The organism is Prevotella sp. MGM2 (assembly GCF_002933955.1).
Classification (GTDB): Bacteria; Bacteroidota; Bacteroidia; order Bacteroidales; family Bacteroidaceae; genus Alloprevotella.
Window position 1 is genome coordinate 1 of the sequence record NZ_BEWW01000290.1, and the last position, 20,626, is coordinate 20,626.

13 protein-coding genes are annotated in these 20,626 nt (G+C 52.1%); 6 read left to right on the forward strand and 7 right to left on the reverse strand.

Going from position 1 to position 20,626, the window contains the following annotated elements:
• Nucleotides 1-413: 413 nt before the first annotated feature.
• The 7 genes from C5S62_RS09325 to C5S62_RS09355 all read right to left on the reverse strand — a co-directional run bounded on the left by C5S62_RS09325 (nucleotide 414) and on the right by C5S62_RS09355 (nucleotide 12,025).
• A complete protein-coding gene (locus C5S62_RS09325) occupies nucleotides 414-2,612 on the reverse strand; it encodes a S9 family peptidase (RefSeq protein ID WP_104405112.1) in 2,199 nt (732 codons plus the stop codon).
• Nucleotides 2,613-2,639: 27 nt separating this feature from the next.
• Nucleotides 2,640-4,196 carry a class I SAM-dependent RNA methyltransferase gene (locus C5S62_RS09330; RefSeq protein WP_104405113.1) on the reverse strand — a complete coding sequence of 519 codons (1,557 nt, stop codon included), beginning with the start codon at nucleotides 4,194-4,196 and terminating at the stop codon, nucleotides 2,640-2,642.
• A 53-nt stretch (nucleotides 4,197-4,249) separates the two neighbouring features.
• Nucleotides 4,250-5,149: a serine O-acetyltransferase gene (locus C5S62_RS14070; RefSeq protein WP_104405114.1), complete on the reverse strand. Its 900-nt coding sequence runs from the start codon at nucleotides 5,147-5,149 to the stop codon at nucleotides 4,250-4,252.
• A gap of 425 nt (nucleotides 5,150-5,574) precedes the next feature.
• A complete protein-coding gene (locus C5S62_RS09340) occupies nucleotides 5,575-6,819 on the reverse strand; it encodes a glycoside hydrolase family 88 protein (RefSeq protein WP_104405124.1) in 1,245 nt (414 codons plus the stop codon).
• Between the two features lie 197 nt (nucleotides 6,820-7,016).
• Complete coding sequence (locus C5S62_RS09345; protein ID WP_104405115.1) at nucleotides 7,017-8,657, reverse strand: ABC-F family ATP-binding cassette domain-containing protein; 1,641 nt, start codon at nucleotides 8,655-8,657, stop codon at nucleotides 7,017-7,019.
• A gap of 468 nt (nucleotides 8,658-9,125) precedes the next feature.
• The gene (locus tag C5S62_RS09350; protein ID WP_104405116.1) at nucleotides 9,126-10,781 is read right to left on the reverse strand and encodes a beta-N-acetylhexosaminidase; all 1,656 of its coding nucleotides are present in this window, start codon (nucleotides 10,779-10,781) and stop codon (nucleotides 9,126-9,128) included.
• A 20-nt stretch (nucleotides 10,782-10,801) separates the two neighbouring features.
• Nucleotides 10,802-12,025 (reverse strand): acyltransferase family protein, encoded by a 1,224-nt coding sequence (locus C5S62_RS09355; RefSeq protein WP_371411199.1) that lies wholly within the window; start codon nucleotides 12,023-12,025, stop codon nucleotides 10,802-10,804.
• 423 nt (nucleotides 12,026-12,448) lie between these two features.
• Between C5S62_RS09355 and C5S62_RS09360 the strand changes: the two genes are divergently transcribed.
• The 6 genes from C5S62_RS09360 (at nucleotide 12,449) to hisS (ending at nucleotide 20,610) form a co-directional block, all read left to right on the forward strand.
• The gene (locus C5S62_RS09360) at nucleotides 12,449-13,030 is read left to right on the forward strand and encodes a hypothetical protein (protein ID WP_190311579.1); all 582 of its coding nucleotides are present in this window, start codon (nucleotides 12,449-12,451) and stop codon (nucleotides 13,028-13,030) included.
• Between the two features lie 249 nt (nucleotides 13,031-13,279).
• Nucleotides 13,280-13,651 carry an alpha-N-acetylglucosaminidase N-terminal domain-containing protein gene (locus C5S62_RS13910; protein WP_223301204.1) on the forward strand — a complete coding sequence of 124 codons (372 nt, stop codon included), beginning with the start codon at nucleotides 13,280-13,282 and terminating at the stop codon, nucleotides 13,649-13,651.
• Nucleotides 13,652-13,674: 23 nt separating this feature from the next.
• Nucleotides 13,675-15,441 (forward strand): alpha-N-acetylglucosaminidase, encoded by a 1,767-nt coding sequence (locus tag C5S62_RS09365; RefSeq protein WP_255400148.1) that lies wholly within the window; start codon nucleotides 13,675-13,677, stop codon nucleotides 15,439-15,441.
• A gap of 48 nt (nucleotides 15,442-15,489) precedes the next feature.
• Nucleotides 15,490-16,917 (forward strand): alpha-L-fucosidase, encoded by a 1,428-nt coding sequence (locus C5S62_RS09370; RefSeq protein ID WP_104405126.1) that lies wholly within the window; start codon nucleotides 15,490-15,492, stop codon nucleotides 16,915-16,917.
• Between the two features lie 88 nt (nucleotides 16,918-17,005).
• Nucleotides 17,006-19,114, forward strand: coding sequence for a glycoside hydrolase family 2 protein (locus tag C5S62_RS09375; RefSeq protein WP_104405118.1), 2,109 nt, complete (start codon nucleotides 17,006-17,008; stop codon nucleotides 19,112-19,114).
• Between the two features lie 125 nt (nucleotides 19,115-19,239).
• On the forward strand, nucleotides 19,240-20,610 hold the full coding sequence (hisS, locus tag C5S62_RS09380; protein WP_104405119.1) for a histidine--tRNA ligase: 1,371 nt from the start codon (nucleotides 19,240-19,242) through the stop codon (nucleotides 20,608-20,610).
• The last annotated feature ends 16 nt before the right edge of the window (nucleotides 20,611-20,626 follow it).

Below are 20,626 nucleotides of genomic sequence, written 5' to 3' on the forward strand. Positions count from 1 at the left end.
TTCATGCACCGTGTTTTCGGCTTGACCCGGAATAAGGGGATTTAAAATTGCAATACTTGGAATTTTTACGCGGATAAGACCTTTTCTTCTTCAAAATATGACGAAAAAAGCCGCCTTGACTTGGCGGCTTACTATTGCTTGGCAAAGATACGACATAAAAGGCCGGAAAACAAGAAATGTTAAAATCAGGATTTTTTATCATTGTGTTTATTGTTGTTAAAAAATAGAAGCTGTGATGAGTAACGGTGGCGGTTTTCCTTTATTATCTGTTGCCGCGTATCGGTTGCCTTCCGGCAAGAAGTGGCAAGTGCTTTGAGGGAATGGCATGCCGCAAAATAATTAATGGCATCCCACGTGCCTTTAATGGAAACGGGGATGCCATTTTTCAGTATGACGGTTTATGCCTGTGAATTTTATCGGTGGTGTTTGGCTCGCGGTCGTCTGACGGGTTTGAGGTAATCGTCGAAGTAGCGTGTGATGCGCTCATGCAGATGTACCATGTCCTTGCCAGTCATGTTGTGTCCCTGTCCGGGGTATACGAAGTAGTCGGGCTGCGTGCCGGCATCGGCGGCGGCGCGGAGGAAGGCCAGACTGTGCTGCAATACGCAGGTGGGATCGTTGTAGCCAACGATGATCTGCAGGCGGCCTTTGAGATTTCCTGCCTTTTTCAGAAGATTGGAACTTTCGTAACCTTCGGGATTTTCCTGTGGCGAATCCATGTAGCGTTCGCCGTACATTACCTCATAGAGTTTCCAGTCGATGACAGGGCCGCCGGCTACGCCTGCCTTGAACACATCGGGATAGGAACACATGAGGTTGGTGGTCATGAAGCCGCCGAAGGACCAGCCGTGAACGCCGAGGCGGTTGCCGTCTACGTAGGGGAGTGACTTGAGATATTCCACGCCTTTCATCTGATCCTGCATCTCGATGTCGCCGAGGTGGCGGTGGGTGCAGCTCTCAAACTCGAAGCCGCGGTATTGTGAGCCGCGGTTGTCGAGAACGAAAACCACGTAGCCGCGCTGGGCCATGTAGATTTCCCAAGGACGGGTGGCGTAGTTCCACGACTCGTCTACGTTGTGTGCGTGCGGGCCTCCGTAAACATAGACCACTGTAGGATATTTTTTCGAAGCGTCAAAACGGACGGGTTTGACCAGACGGTAGTAAAGGTCGGTAGTGCCGTCGGCCGCTTTGATGGTACCGCTGGTTATTTCGGGTACGTTGTAGTCTTTCCACGGTGTTTCGGCGGCATGGAGGTTGACGGGAGCGTTCTTGGCAGTAGGCACAAGATCTACACGGCGGAAGTTGTCGGGTGACGACCAGCGGTCGAGAATAAAGGCGCCAGAAGCCGAAAGTTCGCCGCGGTGTGTACCTGTTCCGCCGTCGAGGAGCGTGCGTTTTTTGCTGCCGACGTTCACGCTGTAGTGGTTGTGGCGGATGGGTGAGGCTTCGTTGCTTTTAAAGATAACGCTTTTCGTTTTCGTGTTGAATCCCAGTACATCTATTACCTCATATTGCCCGCTGGTGAGCTGGGCGAGTTCTTTGCCTTTCACGTCGAAGAGATAAATGTGGTTATAGCCGTCGCGGCGCGTCTGATAGATGAATTTTGTGTCATCCCAAGGCAGGAAGACAATGGGATTCATCGGCTCTACATAACGGGGGTTGGTTTCCGTGTAGAGCACTTCTTTACGTTGTCCGGTAGCGGCGTCATAGGCTACCAGTTCGGCTTTGTCCTGCGTGCGGGGCAATTCAATAACATAGAGCGTCTTTTCGTCCGGACTCCAGGCTATGTTGGTAAAATAGCGGTCGGTAGGATCGCCGGCTTGCAAGTATGTTGTTTTTTCGGTGGCGGGGTTGAAAATGCCAACGGTGACTTTGTGGCTTATCATTCCTGCCATCGGGTATTTCTCAGGCGCGAGCTGGGCCACTCGGTGGCTGATGTCTACCAAGGGGAAGTCCGTCACCATGCTCTGGTCCATGCGGTAAAATGCGAGAAGATTGCCTTTGGGACTCCAGAAAGTACCTTTGTTTATGCCGAACTCATCGCGGTGGACACTCATTCCGTACTGCAATTCGCGGCTGCCGTCGGTGGTTACTTGATGGGTAATGCCGTCAGCCGTGGTGACGTAGAGGTTCCAGTCTTTTACAAAGGCTCTGGCTTTTGACGTAGGGTTGAAACTGTTGGCCTGAAGGCCGGAGATGCGGGGTTGTATCCAAATGACCTGCCCGCTCTTCCAGTCATAAATCAAATTGGCTTTCTGCGTCTCCAGGAGCACTTCCGTGCGGTCGGGATAGGGAAAGCGGGCAGACCGCAGATCCCGTACTTTTCCTTGCTTGGATTCATCGAGCTGACTGTTAATGTTTTCAGTGGTGAAAAGTACTTCTCCCTTTGCAGCCTTACCTTTCTCGTTGTAGAGAATACGCACGTTGTCGGCTTCAGTTTGCATGAGACAGTCTCCCCACCAGGCGGTGGAGATGTTCTTGGGTTGTAGATTCCAATAGTTGGACCCTCCCCACATGAGGTCATCGAGGGTGAAGCTTTTTTTGTTTTGTGCCATGATTGTGGAAGACAGCAGGAGCAGCAGGCCCGTGACTATCAGTTGTAATCGTTTCATAGTCTGTGTTCGTTTTATTCCGTTTTTTTATTCATCACGTTTGCCAAAGTCGCGGCGGCCTCCACGGCGTTCGCCGCCTTTGAAACTGCTTTTTCGGTTATTTCGCGTCTCTGCTCTGAATCCGTTTCCACGATGTTCGCCTCCACGGCGGTCAAAGCTTTTCCACTCGGTAGTGCGGCGTGTGCCTCGTTCACCGTTTTCGCGGCGGCCTGGTTTTTCCTGTCGCTCGTTGCGTTCTCCGCGGTTGAATCTTTCCTGGAAATCACGGTGTTTCCGGCGTAGCAGTTCGTATTCCGGATTGTAGTCCTCGTTGTCGTGCCGGCGGTTGCTTTCTTGGTTTTCGGCGAATCGGCCGTTGAATTCGCCGCGATGTTGCTTGAAGCGTTTTTTCTCGGCCATTCGTGTGCGTTCCTCGGTGGTTTTCACTTCGCCGCCGGCTGCGCGGAAGTCATCGAGTTTGCCGCTGAAGAGCTGGTATTTGCGGAATTCGCAGTCGAGTGATCCGTTGAAGAGCGGCACTTTGAAGCTGGGCTTGAGGCCTATTTCGTCGAAACATTCCTGGCGGTAGCTGATAATCCAGGCCTCTCCTCCGGAAAATTCGTGTTTGAGGCGTTCGCCTATGGTGCGGTAAAGTCCGAGCAGGTCAGGTGTCACGAGGCGTTCGCCGTAGGGTGGGTTGGTGACGATGAGGGCCGGCGAGGCGGGCTGTGTGAATTTTTTCATTTCGCGCTGCTCCACTGTTATGCAGCCGGCCATGCCTGCGCTTTTGGCATTGGCTTGTGCGGCTTCCACGGCCCGTAGGTTGAGGTCGTAGCCGTATATTTTATGTTGGAAGTCGCGTTCGGCGGAATCGTCGTTGTAGATATGGTCGAGGAGATCGCGGTTGAAGTCTTTCCATTTTTCAAATCCGAATGACTTGCGGAATATGCCCGGGTAGATGTTGTGTGCCATGAGGGCGGCTTCCACCAGAATGGTGCCTGAGCCGCAGAACGGGTCGATGAAGTCGGTGTCGCATTTCCAGCCGGTGAGTTTGATGAGTCCGGCGGCGAGCACTTCGTTGATGGGTGCGTCTACCGAAGCCACGCGGTAGCCGCGCAGGTGGAGGCTGTCTCCTGAGGAGTCGAGCGAGAGGGTGCACTGGTCTTCGGCCACGTGCATGTTGAGTTTGATGTCGGGGTTGGTGATGCGGATGTTGGGCCGCTGTCCTGTTTTTTCACGGAAATAGTCCACAATGGCGTCTTTCACCTTATAGGCCACGAATTTGGAATGTCGGAACTCTTGGGAGTAGACCACGGTGTCGACGGCAAAGGTTGTGTCGAGGTCGAGATAGAGACTCCAGTCAATGGCGCGTACGGCGTTGTAGACATCATCGGCGTCGGCCGCTTTGAAGTGCTTGATGGGTTTGAGCACGCGCACGGCGGTGCGCAGACAAAAGTTGGCGCGGTACATCATTTCCTTGTCGCCGGTAAAGGACACCATGCGGCGGCCTATCTGGATGTCATTGGCGCCGAGTTCGGTCAGTTCCTGAGCCAAAACCTCTTCAAGTCCCTGAAAGGTTTTGGCAATGAGTTCAAATTGTTCCATTTATAAGCTTAGAATAAATATTTCTTATGTAGAGCCTGCGGTGCGCCCACCGTTCAGGCATGGTGGTCGGATATGACCTTTTCGCCCGGTTCCACGTCGCGTGTGAGCCAGACGTTGGCGCCCACTACGGCTCCTTCGCCAATGGTTACGCGTCCCAATATGGTTGCGTTGCTGTAGACGATGACGTTGTCGCGGAGAATAGGATGCCGGGGATTGTTCTTGATGGGATTTCCGCCGGCATCGAGCGGAAAACTTTTGGCTCCCAGTGTGACACCTTGGTAAAGTTTCACGTGGTTTCCGATGATACATGTCGCGCCTATCACAACGCCGGTGCCGTGGTCGATGGTGAAGTGACTGCCTATTTGTGCGGCCGGATGGATGTCGATGCCCGTTTCGCTGTGGGCCATTTCCGTGATGATGCGAGGAATGAGCGGTACGCCGAGAATGTGGAGTTCATGGGCGATTCGATGGCAGGTGAGGGCTTTGATGACAGGGTAGCAACTGATGACTTCTCCGTAGCTTTGTGCGGCCGGATCGCCCAGATAGGCGGCTTCTACGTCGGTTGCCAGCGTGCGGCGCACTTGTGGCAGACGGGCCACAAGTTCGGCGGCTATGGCTTCGGCTTTGGCCTGACAGTCGGCGTTGTCTGGGACGCCTTCTTCCTGTCCGGCGAAGCAGAGTCCTGCCTGCACTTGTGAGGTAAGCAGGCCGAAAAACTGTTCTGCCGCTACGCCGATATGGTATTTGACGGTGGCGCTGTTGAGCGTGGGTTTGCCGTAATAGCCCGGAAACAACATGGCACGGCACAGGGCTATGATTTCCTCCAAAACCGGTGCCGACGGCAGGGGGTCGCCGTGCCGGTGTTGGTGGAAGAGGCCTTTCATTCCGCCTGTGTCGGAGAGGCTTTCCACCGTTCGCTTCAATAAGTTCGTATGGCTCTCTGGAGCGTTCATGTTGATGGATGTTCCTTTATCTCGGCAAAGATAGATAATATTTTCTAATGAAAGGGCAGCCGGACTTAAGTTTTTAACTGTAAACGGCGGGTGGTTTTCATGGCTGTTGACAGGCTGGCTGATTTAATATATTTAACTTTCCGCAACATTCCGATGTGTTAAAATATAGGTTTGAGGCAGTGGGATGTTAAAAGTCCGTATTTGATTTTTAACACGAATACTTGGAATTGAAATTGAAAATCGGGGATTTCAGGATGAAAATACAGTTGAAAAGTTCTGATTTATGCTTTGATTTTACAGAAAAAGCGGGACTTCCGTGTGGAATGTCCCGCTTGGCTATTACAAAGATAATGAATTTTTCTGTGGAAAGCAAATAGTGTTAAAACGGTAAGGTGCGGTTTTCAGACACTCTGCCTCCAATGGTTTTAAGGGAAGAGCTGACGGCCTGCAAGCAGTTTGTCGTAGCGGTGAAGTGCCTCTAGAAAATAATAGTCGGCATAGGTGAGCGGCACGTCTATTTCTGAATTATGCGGGATGGACCCCACGCTGTGCTTCAGTATGAAACCGCCGTTGCCGCCCTCTTTGGCGCGGTAGGCAGGGCTGCCCAAGGTGTGGAGGATGGTTCGGGCGGCTGCCAGATAGCGGCGTTTTTTCTCTCCTTTTACGTAAGTGCTCAGTTCCAGCAGTGCCGAAGCCGTGCAGGCTGCCGCCGAGGCGTCTCGATAGTTGGTCACCACTTTTGAAGCATTGGAGCGCTGGCCCGGTGTGTATTCCGGACGGTAGGCGTCGAAGTCCCAGTATGCCACCTTGTCGGCCGGCAGATTCGGATGGCTCAGGTAGAAATCGGCCATGCGGCAGGCCGTTGTCAGGAAACGCTTGTCTTTTGTCTCACGATAGCACATCGTGAAACCGTAAATGCCCCAGGCCTGTCCGCGCGACCACGTGGAATTGTCGGCATAGCCTTGGGCAGTTTCACCCTTGATGGGCTGGCCGGTCGCTTTATCGTAATAGACTACGTGGTAACAGCTGTTGTCCTTGCGTACTTGGTTTCTCATCGTTTTCTCTGCGTGCGAAACCGCTATGCGGCTGAAAGAGGCATCGCCTGTAGTCCGGGAAGCATAGAAAAGCAGTTCGAGATTCATCATGTTGTCGATGATGACCGGAAAGTCGTAGGTATTGTCGCCATGCCATGACCGGAAACTGTTCCACGACTGTATGACACCGGTCTTTTCGTTGAAACGTGTGCACAACGAACGGGCCGATTCCACAAGGATGTCCTTGTAAGCCGCTTGGGGATCGAAGGCGTTGGCATGGCCGTAGCTGCAATACATCATGAAGCCTATGTCGTGGTTGCCGGTGTACTTTCTGACGGGTTCCAGCTTGTGAGTGTAGGTCCGTGCGGAATCACGCAGGGCCGCATCACCGGTAAAATCGGCAATGTACCACAGCGTACCGGGAAAGAAGCCTGACGTCCACCAGTAAATGTCGGATTTGGCCAACGTGCCGTTGGGGTTGAGAGTACGCGGCATGACGCCTTTGCCTTCGGACAGGTTACGGAGCATATACCTGTACTGTCTGGCAGCGAAATCCATGTTCTCTTTTACAAAAAGACGCTCCGCCTCAGGAGTTGCCGTAATGTCGTGGCTGGCGGAAGAGCCGGAATATTTCATGGTGCGGTTCTCGGCAATGAATGCGGCGTTCCGTCTGGCGCCGGCAGGTAGGCTTAAAGCCGCGCCAAGAGCCAGTGTGGCCAGTGGGAGAAGGCATGACTTGAGGGATGGTAGTTTCATGTTTTTTTGTGTGTCAGATATTTCAGCCAGGTTAGTTGCAGTTTTTGTTGCAGGTAGCGGAGTGGCCGGTGGTTGTACTATTTCTTTTTGCGCTCCAGTTCGTTGAGTTCTTCCATCTTTTTGGCTGCCAGGAAATCGTAGATGCCGCAAAGATGTTCACGCACGCGGCCATGGCCGAACTCATAGACTTTTGTCACCAGTCCGTCAAGGAAGTCGCGGTCGTGGCTCACGCAGATGAGTGTTCCGTCAAAATCGCGTAAGGCTTGTTTGAGAACGTCTTTTGTGCGGAGGTCGAGATGGTTGGTCGGTTCGTCCAGTATGAGGAGGTTTACCGGTTCGAGCAGTAATTTGAGCAGTGCCAGCCGGGTTCGCTCGCCTCCGGAGAGAACCTTGACTTTTTTTGTGCTGGCCTCTCCGCCGAATATGAAGGCCCCCAAAAGGTCGCGTATCTTGTTGCGGATTTCTCCTTTGGCCACATCGTCGATGGTTTGGAATACGGTGAGATTCTCATCGAGCAGCGAGGCCTGGTTTTGGGCAAAGTAGCCTATCTGTACGTTGTGACCGAGTGTGAGGGTGCCTCCGTGCGGCAGTTCTGACATGATACATTTGACGAGTGTGGACTTTCCCTCACCGTTGCGTCCTACGAAGGCTACTTTGTCGCCGCGGTTGATGGTGAGCGACACGCCGGAGAATATGGTCCGCCCGTCGAATGTTTTTTCTACCCCGTCTGCCATGACTGGATATTGCCCGCTGCGTGGCGATGGCGGGAATTTCAGGCGCAGCGAGGAGGTGTCTTCCTCGTCCACCTCAACGAGTTCGAGCTTTTCGAGCATTTTCACGCGGCTTTGTACCTGAAAGGTTTTGGAGTAGGTACCTTTGAAGCGTTCGATAAAGTCTTTTGTTTCGGCTATCATCTTTTGCTGTTCCTCGTATTGCTTCATTTGCTGTTCACGGCGTTCGGCTCGCAGGCGCAGGTATTCGGAGTAATTCACTTTGTAGTCGTAGATGCGTCCCATGGTTACTTCGATGGTACGCGTGGTGATGTTGTCTACGAATTTGCGGTCGTGGCTGATGACTACGACGGCTTTGCCGTTTGTGGTGAGGAAGTCCTCCAGCCAGCCTATGGACTCGATGTCGAGGTGGTTCGTCGGTTCGTCGAGCAGGAGTACGTCGGGGTTGCGCAGGAGCATTTTGGCCAGTTCGATGCGCATGCGCCATCCGCCTGAGAACTCGCTTGTCTGGCGGTCGAAGTCCGTGCGTTCGAATCCCAGGCCGAGGAGGGTCTTTTCGACGTCTTCCTCAAAATGTGTGAGGTCGATGGCATAGAATTTCTCGCTCATGGTGGCCACCTGTTCGATGAGCGCCATGTATTCGTCGCTTTCATAGTCCGTGCGTTCGGCCAGCTGCCTGTTGAGCGCCTCGATTTGCGCTTCCATCTCATGCAGGTGGGCGAAGGCCTGACAGGCTTCTTCAAAGACGGTGCGTCCGTCTTCCGTCATGAGATGCTGCGGCAGATAGGCGATGACGGTGTCCTTGGGTGCCGACACCGCGCCGCGTGTGGCGGTGCGCGCGCCTGCCAGGATTTTGAGCAGTGTGCTCTTTCCGGCGCCGTTCTTGCCCATCAGGGCTATGCGGTCTTTTTCGTTGATGACAAAGGAAATATCTTTGAAAAGGGTTGTGCCGCCGAATTCGACGGTCAGTCCATCTACTGATACCATGATAAGAGTGTGTGATTGGTTTTGTTGCAGACGCAAAAGTACAACTTGTTTTTCAATTGGTCATTCTTTCTTTGCGTGAATGAGTCAGAAAGGGGGAAAGGTCCTTTGAATAGGAAAAATATCTTCCTCTGACTTTAACATATTTAACTTTCCGCAACAATTCCGAGTGTTAAAACATAGGTTGATAGTAGTGGAAAAGAAAAAGTCCGTATCGGATTTTTAACACGAATACGGGGAATTTGAATTCGAATACGGGGAATTTCGTGAAGAAATACGGCGTTTTTCTCCTTCATTCCGGCTGAAAAGTACTGAAAAAGCGGGACTTCTCATAAGGAGGTCCCGCTTGGCTGTTACAAAGATACGATATTTTCCGCCGGAAAGCAAATAGTGTTAAAATCATTGCAGCTGTCTCCACACCGGATTCTGGTGCGTGCCGAGGCTTCAAGGACGAATGTGCCGCCTCAGGCTTCAGTCCCTGAAATCCATGGGGATGTCCTTCTGTCCCTGCACGGCTCCTGCCGGTTCGGGATGGCGGTCGGGCCGGCGCGGGTCAAAATAGTAGATATCCAGGCTGTCCATATACTCATAGGCCGCCTCCATGCGCCGGCTGAAATTGCTGTAATCCTTCTGTGCGGCTTGTGTCCATCCGGCTTCGGCTACGGCGCACAGGCGGGGGAAGAGCATGAAGTCCAGCCGTTGGGGCGTGTGGATGCGCTCGGTCCATACGTTGGCCTGCACGCCGGCAATGAATTTTTCACGGTCGGTGTCGATTCCCCACGTTTCCAGGTCTTTGTCGGGGAAGTTGTAAACGTCTTCCAACGGACAGAAACCGTTCCACACGCGGCCCCATTTGTGCGAGGCATGCTGGATGAAGTCGAAATAGAGCGGGCGCCGGGGGCACAACACAGTGGAGTAGCCGCCGTTGAGGGCGCGGCGCAGTTCCGCCGGCCTGTCATGGCGCCACCACATGATGAGTGTCTTTGCCGTGTCGGGTTGTCCGGCCAGCATCTCGTCCCAGCCGGCCATCGTCTTTCCCATTGTCCGCACCGAGTCGGCCATGCGCCGCATGAAGTAGTGCTCGGCCGCTTTCACGTCGGCCAGTCCTTCGCGCCGCATCAGTTCTTTCACTTCGGGGTCGGTTTTCCAGGCTTTTATGCCGAATGACACCTCGTCGCCGCCAAGGTGGATATACTGCGAGGGGAAAAGCGTTGCCACCTCGCGCAGTACGTTGGTCAGGAAGGTGTAGGTGGCTTCGCGTCCTACGTGGAATGTAAAGTCGGGGTGCGCCGGGGTGCCGCCGCCCGACAGTTGCGGATAGGCGCGTACGGCAGCCGTGGCATGTCCCGGCATGTCTATTTCGGGAATGATGTCGATGTGCCGCGCTGCGGCATAAGCCACGATTTCTGCCACATCCTCCTGTGTGTAATACTGTGCCGCGCCTTGGCCCGGCGTGCTCCAGTTGCCGCACGCACCCACCGAAGTGAGTTTCGGGTACTGCTTGATTTCCAGCCGCCAGCCCGTTTCGTCTGTCAGGTGCCAGTGAAATTTGTTCAGTTTGTAGTAAGCCATTGCGTCAAGGATCTGTTTCACTTTTTCCTTGCCGAAGAAATGCCTCGCCTCGTCGAGCATGATGCCTCGCCACGCATAGCGGGGAGCATCTGTTATCGTTCCTGTGTGCAGGCTGCCGGCATCAAGTGTCTGCAGCAGTGTCTGCATGGCGCGGAACACGCCCGCCTCGCCTCCGCCGGTAAGCCGGATCACCTTGTCCGTCATTTCCATACGGTAAGCCTCCTCGCCTCCTGTTTTCCGGTCTATGCTCAGCATGATGCCCCGTTTCAGACTGGACGTCTGCTTGACTTTGACGTTCTTTCCCTGACGTTGCTCGAGTGCCGCTTTAAGGAAGGCGGCTTCATCGGCCAGTGTCTTGTCGGTGTAGCCGATGATGTTTGTCTGTGCCGGGCATGGCGTTGTCGTCAGGCCGTAGTGTGCCGGGCGGGGAATGACGGTGTTTTCCTGGGCAAAGGCCGTTGTGTGTGACAGGCCTGCCAGCAACAGAATAGTGACAAGTGTTTTTTTCATGATGACAGATGGAATGATGGTATGCCTTTCCGCTATGGTTGGCATAATGGGTTTTGTTTTTTGTGTCAGAGATACCGGCGGCGCAACCAGGCGCGTATGGGAATGTCGTAGAGACGCATGCAGGCGTATGCCGTCAGAAGTGAAAGTGCGAACACGGCAACATAGACGAAAGCGTGTGTCGCTGTCGGCGCGTCGGGATGGGCGTTGGCCCAGGCTGTTTGCAGATAGACTAAGGGGTAGTGGGTGAGGTAGAGCGGGTAGGATATTTCGCCCAGCCATCGGCACAACCGCTGGCTGCGGCCTGCCGTGCTGCCGGCGCCGAGCACTACTATCGTCGGAAAGAGCAGGAGAATGCAGCCGGCTTCGTAGAGACCGTTCTGCCAGCCCTGCTGTTCGCCGCCGAGTCGTGGCCACGCCAGTGCTGTGACGAGCAGGACGGAGCATAGCAGGAAGCCTCCTTTTATGCGCGGACTGCGCACTGTGCGCGAGAGCAGAAGACCACAGAGGAAGGGATAGAGCAGGCGTGTCAGACCGATGTAGCATTGCTGTTCCGTGATGCACCATCCGCCTACAACCGTGTTGGCCAGCAGTCCGCGTCCGCCAAGGAGGTTGAAGATATCGAGGTTCATCGTCAGGTCTATGGTGAGTATGGCCGCTCCAGCTGCCAATAGTCCTATCACGGTAGCCGGCAGGCGGCGCAATACGAAGAAATAGAGTATGTTGGCCAGATATTCGAATTGGAGCGACCATGCCGGACCGTTGAGAGGATTGGTCTCGGCCCATCCCCGGATGTCGCACGACGGCGGCAGGGGGAGAAGCGTGCAGCACACCAGCGTGATGACGAGAAGTGTGCCTGCCGATGTGGCTGCGATAGGCGGAAAGGTGTCGCCCTGCTGGAAGTAAAACAGTAAGGCGCCCAGCAGCGATCCGAACACTACCATGGGGTGAAGGCGCACAAGGCGCCGCTTGGCGAAATTCCATGCCGTGAGTCGGGGATTGTTGTCGTAGGCATAGCCTACAACGTATCCTGAGAGGATGAAGAAGAAGTCCACAGCCAGATAGCCGTGGTTGATAATCTGGTGAACGGGGCCGCCCGAATAGACTTCGAGCAGGTGGAAGGCCACAACGATGAGGGCCGCCACACCGCGCAAGCCGTCGAGCACTTCGTAACGGGGTTTTCCGGGCGGTTGGTAGTTTTTCTGGTGCATTGGTAAATAAGAATTATAGGCGTTCCGCAAACAGGCAGACAAGTAATGGGACGGCGTTGACGGATAGGGGTGGTTTTTCATGGTTTCCGGGCAGGCTGCCGTTTTCTTCCGTTACGGACGCAAAATAGTATTGTTAGTTAAAATCTGTCTGCAAAAATATGATTTTTTGTCGGATTTCCTGTTTTTTCTCTTTCTTAAACCGTTAAAACAATAACGGTACTAGCCCTGTCTGTCTTAACTCTTCTAAAAAGTCAAAATTCAATGTTTTCTCAGACTTGTACGTGTGAAACGCGGAAAAGGGACTTGAGGGCTAAGTCTCGAAAAAGAATGTATTTCCATTCCCCAAAAAGAAAGTGTACTTCAAACTTATTGCTAATTTTGCACTTGCCGGTTAAATCAGCCGCCGTATTGTCTGTTTGCATGACAGGTTGCCGATGCGGTTTCTGCCGATGACAACCGACAGTGACTTTAAATTTTTACAAATCGAAAAATAGAGGAATAACTATGAGTATGGAGCATAAGGCGTTTGTGTTTGACACGGAAATGTTTCACGCCAAAATTGAGCCGGTCATGAAGGAGAGTATAAATCATCCCGAAGTGGCAAGACAGTATATCAGTGCAAATTATGAACAATTGCAATCTCCTTACACCGGTGAGATGTTGGAGGAGAATTGGGAAGAAGAATTTGATGAGCTTACGCTTCAGGTTTATTTTGACATTCTGCTTACAGCTTGTTATGATGTAGAGGATGATTGTGGATTGGGATATTTGTGGGATGCAGTGAATGGGATTGTCGGAGCGCTTGATGCTTTTGAAGAGCCGCAGATGGCCGTTTTGGGGCGGGATGTGGTAATAAACGGTGTTAAAGTGGATCCCGGCATGATGGGACTGGGGCTGGTGGAAAGCCATGAAATTCAGGATATACTGGACCGACTGCAGGAAAACAGAGATGAAGCGGAAGATATAGAGCCGGAGGATTTGCAGTATGACGCAGAGCCGGAAGAATGGATGGAAGCCTATGACAGTTTGTGTGGTATTTATGAAGAAGCCGGCCGGCAAGGGAAGGGACTTTTGTTTACCTTCTGATGCAAAGGCCAACAAGTATATTGCTAACCCGACATCCTGTGATGAAACAGTGTATTGTCGGGTTCGTATGTTTTTGATTTGACAATATGTGCAACGTGAAGGCATATTAATAATGTCTTCACCTGTCGGTCATTCCCTTGTGAGAAATTGAATTTTAAATAATAGTCGGTCTGTTTTCCGACAATCTGTAGAGAAAAACGTAACTTTGTGCAGACTTAAAATACCAGCATAAAAACTAACCTAAAACTCATGAAAAATGTCATTTTATTCTTGTGCATGATGGCACATTTGTGCTGTTTTGGAACAAAATACGAAAAGGCCGCCGGCAGACTGGCTACCCGTTTGTTTTCTGATTCCGTGGCTTCCCGTTTCATGTTTGAGCAGATAGCTCAGACGGACGGTGGCAAAGACCTTTTTGAATTGGAATCTGCCGGCAATAATATTATTGTCAGGGGCAGTTCGGCCAATGCCATGGCTGTGGGCCTTAACCATTATTTGAAGTATTATTGCAAGACTTCCGTTTCGTGGTATAAGGATGACCCTGTGGAGCTGCCTGAAACGCTGCCGGCGGTGGAACACAAGATAAGGGTAGAGGCACGCATGAACAACCGTTTTTTCTGAACTACTGCACGTTTGGTTATACCATGACCTGGTGGCAGTGGGAAGACTGGGAACGTTTTATCGACTGGATGGCTCTCAACGGAGTGAATATGCCTCTGGCCATCACTGGGCAGGAGGCGATATGGTATAAGGTGTGGCGCAAATTTGGGCTGGACGACTGCGAAATCAGAGACTATTTCACAGGACCCGGCCATTTGCCCTGGCACCGCATGACCAATCTCGACAAATGGCAAGGCGGATTGCCCGACTCCTGGCTGGAACATCAGGCCGATTTGCAGAAACTGATTCTGACGCGTGAGAGGGAATTGGGCATGAAACCGGTGCTCCCTGCCTTTGCCGGTCATGTGCCTCAAGCCATACAGCGCTTGTTTCCTGATACGAAAATTACCAGAATGAGTCCTTGGGGAGGGTTTAAGGATGAGTATCGCAGCTATTTTCTCGATCCGCTTGACCCGCTGTTTGCCAAGATTCAGAAAGCTTTCCTCGATGAGCAGAAGCGCCTGTATGGTACCGACCATATTTATGGCGCCGATCCTTTCAATGAAATTGACGCACCCAGTTGGGAGCCTTCCTATCTGGCTACAGTGTCGCGGACTATCTATGAAACCATGACTAAGGCCGATCCCGATGCTATTTGGTTGCAAATGACGTGGCTCTTCTATATGGATCGCCGCCATTGGACCAATCCACGCATTGACGCTTTTGTCAATGCCGTGCCTAGGAACAAAATGGTGCTGCTTGACTATTTTGTTGAAAATACCGAAGTGTGGAGAAAAACCGACGCTTATTTCGGACAGCCTTATTTGTGGTGTTATCTGGGCAATTTGCGCGAGGTGGGCAGGCGGATAGATAAAACCTGTGAGGAAGGCGGTGACAACTTCTGTGGTATAGGCTCCACGCTGGAGGCGCTGGATGTCAATCCGCTCATGTATGAGTATGTTCTGGAGAAAGCGTGGCAATCGTCATTGACAGACGAAGAGTGGATGGACGCTTGGGCCGACCGCCGTGTGGGCCGCTCCGACGAATACTGCCGCAAGGCGTGGAGAGGGTTGCTGGACAAGGTATACGTCGCTACCGCCCAACTGGGACAAGGCATGCTCACCAATGCCCGTCCTTCGCTCACAGGACACGGAAACTGGACAACTAATCCGCGGATTAGCTATGACAATGAAGCGTTGTTCCGCATATGGGAAACCATGCTCGCAGCCGCTGGTGAAATGCCCCGCAACAGTTATACGTTTGATGTGGTGAATGTGGGCCGGCAAGTACTGGGTAACCATTTCATGGCGTTGCGCGACAGTTTTTCGGCAGCCTATCAGGCAAAGAATAAGGAGGAGCTGCTTCGGAAAGGCCTTTACATGGATGAACTCCTGTGTGACATGGAGCGTTTGCTCCGTCAGCATGCCACGTTCTCTTTCGGACGTTGGATACAGGAGGCGGCTGCTTTCGGACAGACTCCTCTGGAGAAAACTTATTATAAAAAGAACGCCCGTACTTTGTTGACTACCTGGGGTGGAAAGGGACAGAGCCTTAACGATTATGCCAACCGTTCCTGGGCCGGTTTGACGGCAGGATACTATCATCCGCGCTGGCAAATGTTCATACAGGAAGTTTGTGCGGCTTTGGAAAAGAATGAACCTTTCGATCAAAAGGCATTCAACCGGAAGATGTTTGATTTTGAACAGTCTTTTTTTGATAACGACTATGTGTCTGCATCACAGCCATCAGGCGAAGGAGTACGGCTTGTAAAGGAACTAATGTTGAAATATCGTGACCGGATTTGCCGGTAAGCATAAGGCGAAATATTTTTGTTATTCATATAAATGACTATGTGGCATATGAAAAATCGTTTGTCGTTATTATTGGTGACTCTAATGTTTACTGTTCTGCCAATGACCGGACAGAAAACTCCCGTCGGAGAATATTCCTTGAAATACGGAGCCTCCTGTTCGGAACCTCGTCAGGATACAGATATGCAGCGTTTCCGTCATCACCGTCTGGGGGCATTTGTCCACTGGGGACTTTACGCAATTCCAGGCGGAACGTGGGAAGGTAAAACCTATCGGGGAGCGGCCGAATGGCTTAAGTCATGGGCGAAGGTTTCCAATGAAGATTGGATGAAACTGATGGCACAGTGGAATCCTGAGCGGTTTGATGCCCGCGCCTGGGCACGGATGTTGAAGGCTTCAGGCGCCCGTTATGTTAAGATAACTACCAAACACCATGAAGGCTTCTGCCTGTGGCCCAGCAGACTTACACCTTTTACAGTGGAACATACGCCTCATGGACGTGATGTCTTGGGCGAACTTGTGGAGGCGGTCAATGACGAGGGTATGGACGTGCATTTTTATTTCTCGGTAATGGATTGGAGTCATCCCGATTATCGCAGCAGTCTGCGCACATCGCAAGATAGCGTGGCCTTTGCCCGTTTCCTCGACTTTACTGAAGGGCAGCTTCGCGAACTGGCCACGCGTTATCCTACCGTAAAGGATTTCTGGTTTGATGGCACATGGGATGCCTCGCTTCGGCAGAACGGTTGGTGGACGGCAAAGATGGAAAAAATGCTAAAACAGCTTGTACCCGGTGTGACGGTCAACAGTCGTTTGCGTGCTGATGACCGGGGTAGCCGTCATTTCGACAGCAACGGCCGGCTTATGGGTGATTATGAATCGGGCTACGAGCGTCGATTGCCTGATCCCGTAAAGGATTTGAAAGTGACCCAATGGGACTGGGAAGCTTGTATGACATTGCCCGAAAATCAGTGGGGGTATCATCGTGACTGGTCGCTGAGTTATGTGAAGGCCCCTCATGAGGTGGTGGAGCACATTGTGCATGCTGTGTCGATGGGCGGCAATATGGTCGTTAACTTCGGACCGCAGCCTGACGGTGATTTTCGACGTGAGGAAAAGGATATGGTTAAAGCATTGGGCAACTGGATGAAGCGCTACGGCGAGTGTGTTTACGGTTGCGGATATGCCGGTCTCAGAAAGCAGGATTGGGGATATTATACCGCCAAGGACGACACTCTTTATATGGTGGTGTTCAACCGCCCTTATTCCGGTATGCTGAATGTGGTTATGCCCAAAGGACAAAGTCCTCAAATGGCTTGTCTGCTCGATGGGACGCCACTGCGCATAGAGGAAACGGCCTCGGGTGAATATCATGTAGCCATGCCGCGTAAAGATCCCGGCGAGCCGTTTGTCATCCGGTTGAAAATCTCACGTAGTGGCAGTACTAAGAGACAATACCGCGAAGCTCTCACCTGAGAGGCTATGATTACTGCCGGTATTGGCAGGGAACTCATGTCCTTTCCGAATATTATATATTTAATCCTGTTATCTCTTTGATTTGATTATGAAAATAAAAGAATTACTGCTTCTTTCATTTTTAGCAGGTTCGGCGGCTGTATCGGCCCGTGAAGTGATAGACTTCAATAAGGGCTGGGCGTTTCGCAAGGCACCCGCCACAACCGATGTCATGCAGGCGGCCACTGTCTGGAACGGCCGCTGGGACAGTGTGAGCGTGCCGCATACGTGGAATGCGCACGACATGCAGCGTAATGTCAACAATTTTTATGAAGGTACGGCTTATTATAAGAAAACATTTGATGCTCCTGCCGAATGGAATGGTAAACGTATATTTCTTCGTTTTGAAGGAGTGGGAGCTTGTGCCGAGGTCTACGTGAACGGTCGTCTGACAGGTAGTCATCGCGGCGGTTATTCCGCCTTTGCCTGTGAAATAAGCGGCGAACTGAAAGCGGGTGCCCGCAATGAGGTGGTGGTGAAAGCCGACAATGCTGCACGACCTGACGTCATACCGGTGAACCATCAGCTTTTTGGGGTGTATGGCGGCATATACCGGCCTGTGCAACTTATTGTTGCGGAGCCGTGCCATATTGCCGTAACGGACCATGCTTCATCAGGCGTATATATCACCCAGCGCAATGTGTCACGTCGCAGTGCCGATGTGAAAATACGTGTCAAACTCGACAACGGCTCTCTGCGGCCTGTGTCACTAGTGCTTGAGACGTTGGTGAGTGATGCCGAAGGGAAAACAGTGGCAGCCCGTAGGCATGAAATAAGTCTTTCCGCCCAAGGCTTGCAGAACTACGACACGGAATTGCGTATCAATAAACCGCATCTTTGGCAAGGCCGTCGCGACCCTTATTTATATCGTGTTACGGTACGTCTCACTGTTGATGGGCGCGTGGTGGACGAATGCGTACAGCCGCTCGGCCTGCGCCACTTTGAGGTCGTTGCCGGCAAGGGGTTTTATCTTAACGGCGAGCGTTATCTCATGTATGGTGTCACACGTCATCAGGACCGTTGGGGAAAAGGCAGTGCGTTGACTAAAGCCGATCACGATGAGGATCTGGCTGCTATAATGGATGTGGGGGCCACTACTATCCGGTTGGCCCACTATCAGCAGTCCGATTATTTTTATTCCCGATGCGACAGCTTGGGACTTATCGTGTGGGCGGAAATACCGTTTGTGAATCGCGTTACCGGCAAGGAATGGGAAAATGCCCACAGCCAGTTGCGCGAACTCATACGGCAAAACTTTAATCATCCTTCCATTTATGTATGGGGACTTCACAATGAGGTATACCATCCTCATGCCTATACGGCCCAACTCACGCAGTCCCTGCACGATTTGGCCAAAACCGAAGACCCCGACCGCTATACGGCCTCCGTCAACGGCTATGGTACGGCTGAGCATCCGGTGAATATGAATGCTGACATACAGGGGATGAACCGCTACTTCGGTTGGTATGAAAAGCGCATAGGCGATATTGTGCCTTGGGTCGAAGGGTTGGAGAAAAGTTATCCAGACATGCCGCTCATGCTCACGGAGTATGGAGCAGACGCCAATCTGGCACATCAGACCGAGTTTACGGGCGATGCCCTTAACTGGACGAAAGAGTTTTACCCCGAGCAGTTTCAGACGAAGACACACGAATACCACTGGAGTGTCATAGCCCGCCATCCTTATATAGTAGCCTCATATCTGTGGAATATGTTCGATTTTGCCTGTCCCATGTGGAAACGCGGCGGCGTGGCGGCACGTAATATGAAAGGACTCGTCACCTTTGACCGGAAAACGAAAAAGGATGCTTACTATTGGTATAAAGCCAACTGGAGCGAGGCCCCTGTCCTTTATATGACCGAGCGCCGGAACACCGATCGCGAAACCCGCGTCACACGGCTCACCGTCTACAGCAACGTGGGGCAACCTCGGGTCTATCTTAACGGCCGTGAGCTGCAAGGCTGCAAGAAAGGCTTCACCGATGTGCATTACGTGTTCGATGATGTGACGCTTGTCGACGGTGAGAACGTGTTGCGCGCTGTGGCTGCGGACAAGCAAGGCAACGAGTTGTCGGACGAAATGACGTGGCATTATTCGGGAGAGAAGCGGCGTACCAAAGCCGATGCTGCCAGCGAGAAGGAGCATTCAGGATTCTGAATAATGCAATGAGTGTGGTCAGGTTATTCTTTGCCTATAAATTAAAATGACTTGTCAGGATGATGTTTATGTGGTAAAAACAGAGTAACTTTGCCCACTGAAGAAACAAACACCTTTATTATATTATGTCTCAAAAACCAGGAATTCCCAAAGGCACCCGCGACTTCGGTCCCGTGGAAATGGCCAAACGCAATTATATCTTCAATACCATCCGTGAGGTGTATGCCCTCTATGGTTTCAGGCCCATCGAAACACCCGCTATGGAGAATCTCTCCACACTCATGGGCAAATATGGTGAAGAGGGTGACAAGTTGCTGTTCAAGATTCTTAATTCCGGCGATTTCCGTACCGCTGTCACGCCTGAGGATTATGGCTCGGAAAGTGCCGGCAGATTGGCTTCACGTTTCTGCGAAAAGGGGTTGCGCTATGACCTTACTGTGCCCTTTGCCCGTTACGTAGTGCAGCATCGCGAAGAGCTTCAGATGCCTTTCAAGCGTTATCAGATACAACCGGTGTGGCGTGCCGACAGACCGCAAAAGGGACGCTATCGCGAGTTCTATCAGTGTGATGCCGATGTCGTTGGCAGCGATTCGCTGCTCAACGAGGTGGAGCTGATGCAGATTGTCGATGAAGTGTTCACCCGTTTCGGCATCCGTGTGTGCATTAAGCTCAATAACCGTAAAATACTCACGGGGATAGCCGAAATAATCGGAGCGGCCGACAAGATAGTCGATATTACCGTGGCCATCGACAAACTCGATAAGATTGGTCTTGAAAAGGTCAACGAAGAGTTGCGTGCCGTGGGGCTTGACCAGGCGGCGGTAGACAAACTGCAGCCCATTATAGCCCTTTCGGGGACAAACGAAGAGAAACTTGCCACGATGCGCGAGGTGCTTGCCGATTCCGAAATCGGTCTGAAAGGAGTGGAAGAAGCAGCTTTTGTACTTGAAACGCTCAAGGCTTCCGAATTGAACAATCCTATCGAATTGGATCTCACTTTGGCGCGCGGCCTTAATTATTACACAGGCTGCATTTTCGAGGTAAAGGCGCTCGACGTGCAGATCGGCTCCATTACCGGCGGCGGCCGTTACGACAATCTGACGGGTATTTTCGGATTGCCGGGATTGAGCGGAGTTGGCATCTCCTTTGGAGCCGACCGTATCTATGATGTGTTGGGACAGCTGGATCTTTATCCGCGTGAAACTCAAAGCGGCGTGCAGCTGCTCTTTATCAACTTCGGCGCCGCCGAGGCTGCCCATTGCCTCCGCTTGGCCGCAGTGGCGCGTCAAAACGGCATAGCCACCGAAGTTTATCCCGACAGTGTGAAAATGAAAAAGCAAATGGCCTATGCCAATGCCCTGCAGGTGCCTTTTGTGGCTCTGGTCGGTGAAACTGAAATGGCCGAAGGCCGTGTGGCACTCAAAAATATGATTACGGGCGAGCAGCAAAAACTTACTATCGAGGAAGTTCTGGAAGCGATAAAAGCTGCGCGCTAACCGCTTGCCAGCTTGC

Bases quoted from the DNA above. Each gene is read 5' to 3' on its own strand.
- C5S62_RS09325 (WP_104405112.1), bottom strand. From the start codon at position 2,612: ATGAAACGATTACAACTGATAGTCACGGGCCTGCTGCTCCTGCTGTCT.
- C5S62_RS09330 (WP_104405113.1), bottom strand. From the start codon at position 4,196: ATGGAACAATTTGAACTCATTGCCAAAACCTTTCAGGGACTTGAAGAG.
- C5S62_RS14070 (WP_104405114.1), bottom strand. From the start codon at position 5,149: ATGAACGCTCCAGAGAGCCATACGAACTTATTGAAGCGAACGGTGGAA.
- C5S62_RS09340 (WP_104405124.1), bottom strand. From the start codon at position 6,819: ATGAAATATTCCGGCTCTTCCGCCAGCCACGACATTACGGCAACTCCT.
- C5S62_RS09345 (WP_104405115.1), bottom strand. From the start codon at position 8,657: ATGGTATCAGTAGATGGACTGACCGTCGAATTCGGCGGCACAACCCTT.
- C5S62_RS09350 (WP_104405116.1), bottom strand. From the start codon at position 10,781: ATGCCAACCATAGCGGAAAGGCATACCATCATTCCATCTGTCATCATG.
- C5S62_RS09355 (WP_371411199.1), bottom strand. From the start codon at position 12,025: ATGAAAAACCACCCCTATCCGTCAACGCCGTCCCATTACTTGTCTGCC.
- C5S62_RS09360 (WP_190311579.1), top strand. From the start codon at position 12,449: ATGAGTATGGAGCATAAGGCGTTTGTGTTTGACACGGAAATGTTTCAC.
- C5S62_RS13910 (WP_223301204.1), top strand. From the start codon at position 13,280: ATGAAAAATGTCATTTTATTCTTGTGCATGATGGCACATTTGTGCTGT.
- C5S62_RS09365 (WP_255400148.1), top strand. From the start codon at position 13,675: ATGACCTGGTGGCAGTGGGAAGACTGGGAACGTTTTATCGACTGGATG.
- C5S62_RS09370 (WP_104405126.1), top strand. From the start codon at position 15,490: ATGAAAAATCGTTTGTCGTTATTATTGGTGACTCTAATGTTTACTGTT.
- C5S62_RS09375 (WP_104405118.1), top strand. From the start codon at position 17,006: ATGAAAATAAAAGAATTACTGCTTCTTTCATTTTTAGCAGGTTCGGCG.
- hisS (WP_104405119.1), top strand. From the start codon at position 19,240: ATGTCTCAAAAACCAGGAATTCCCAAAGGCACCCGCGACTTCGGTCCC.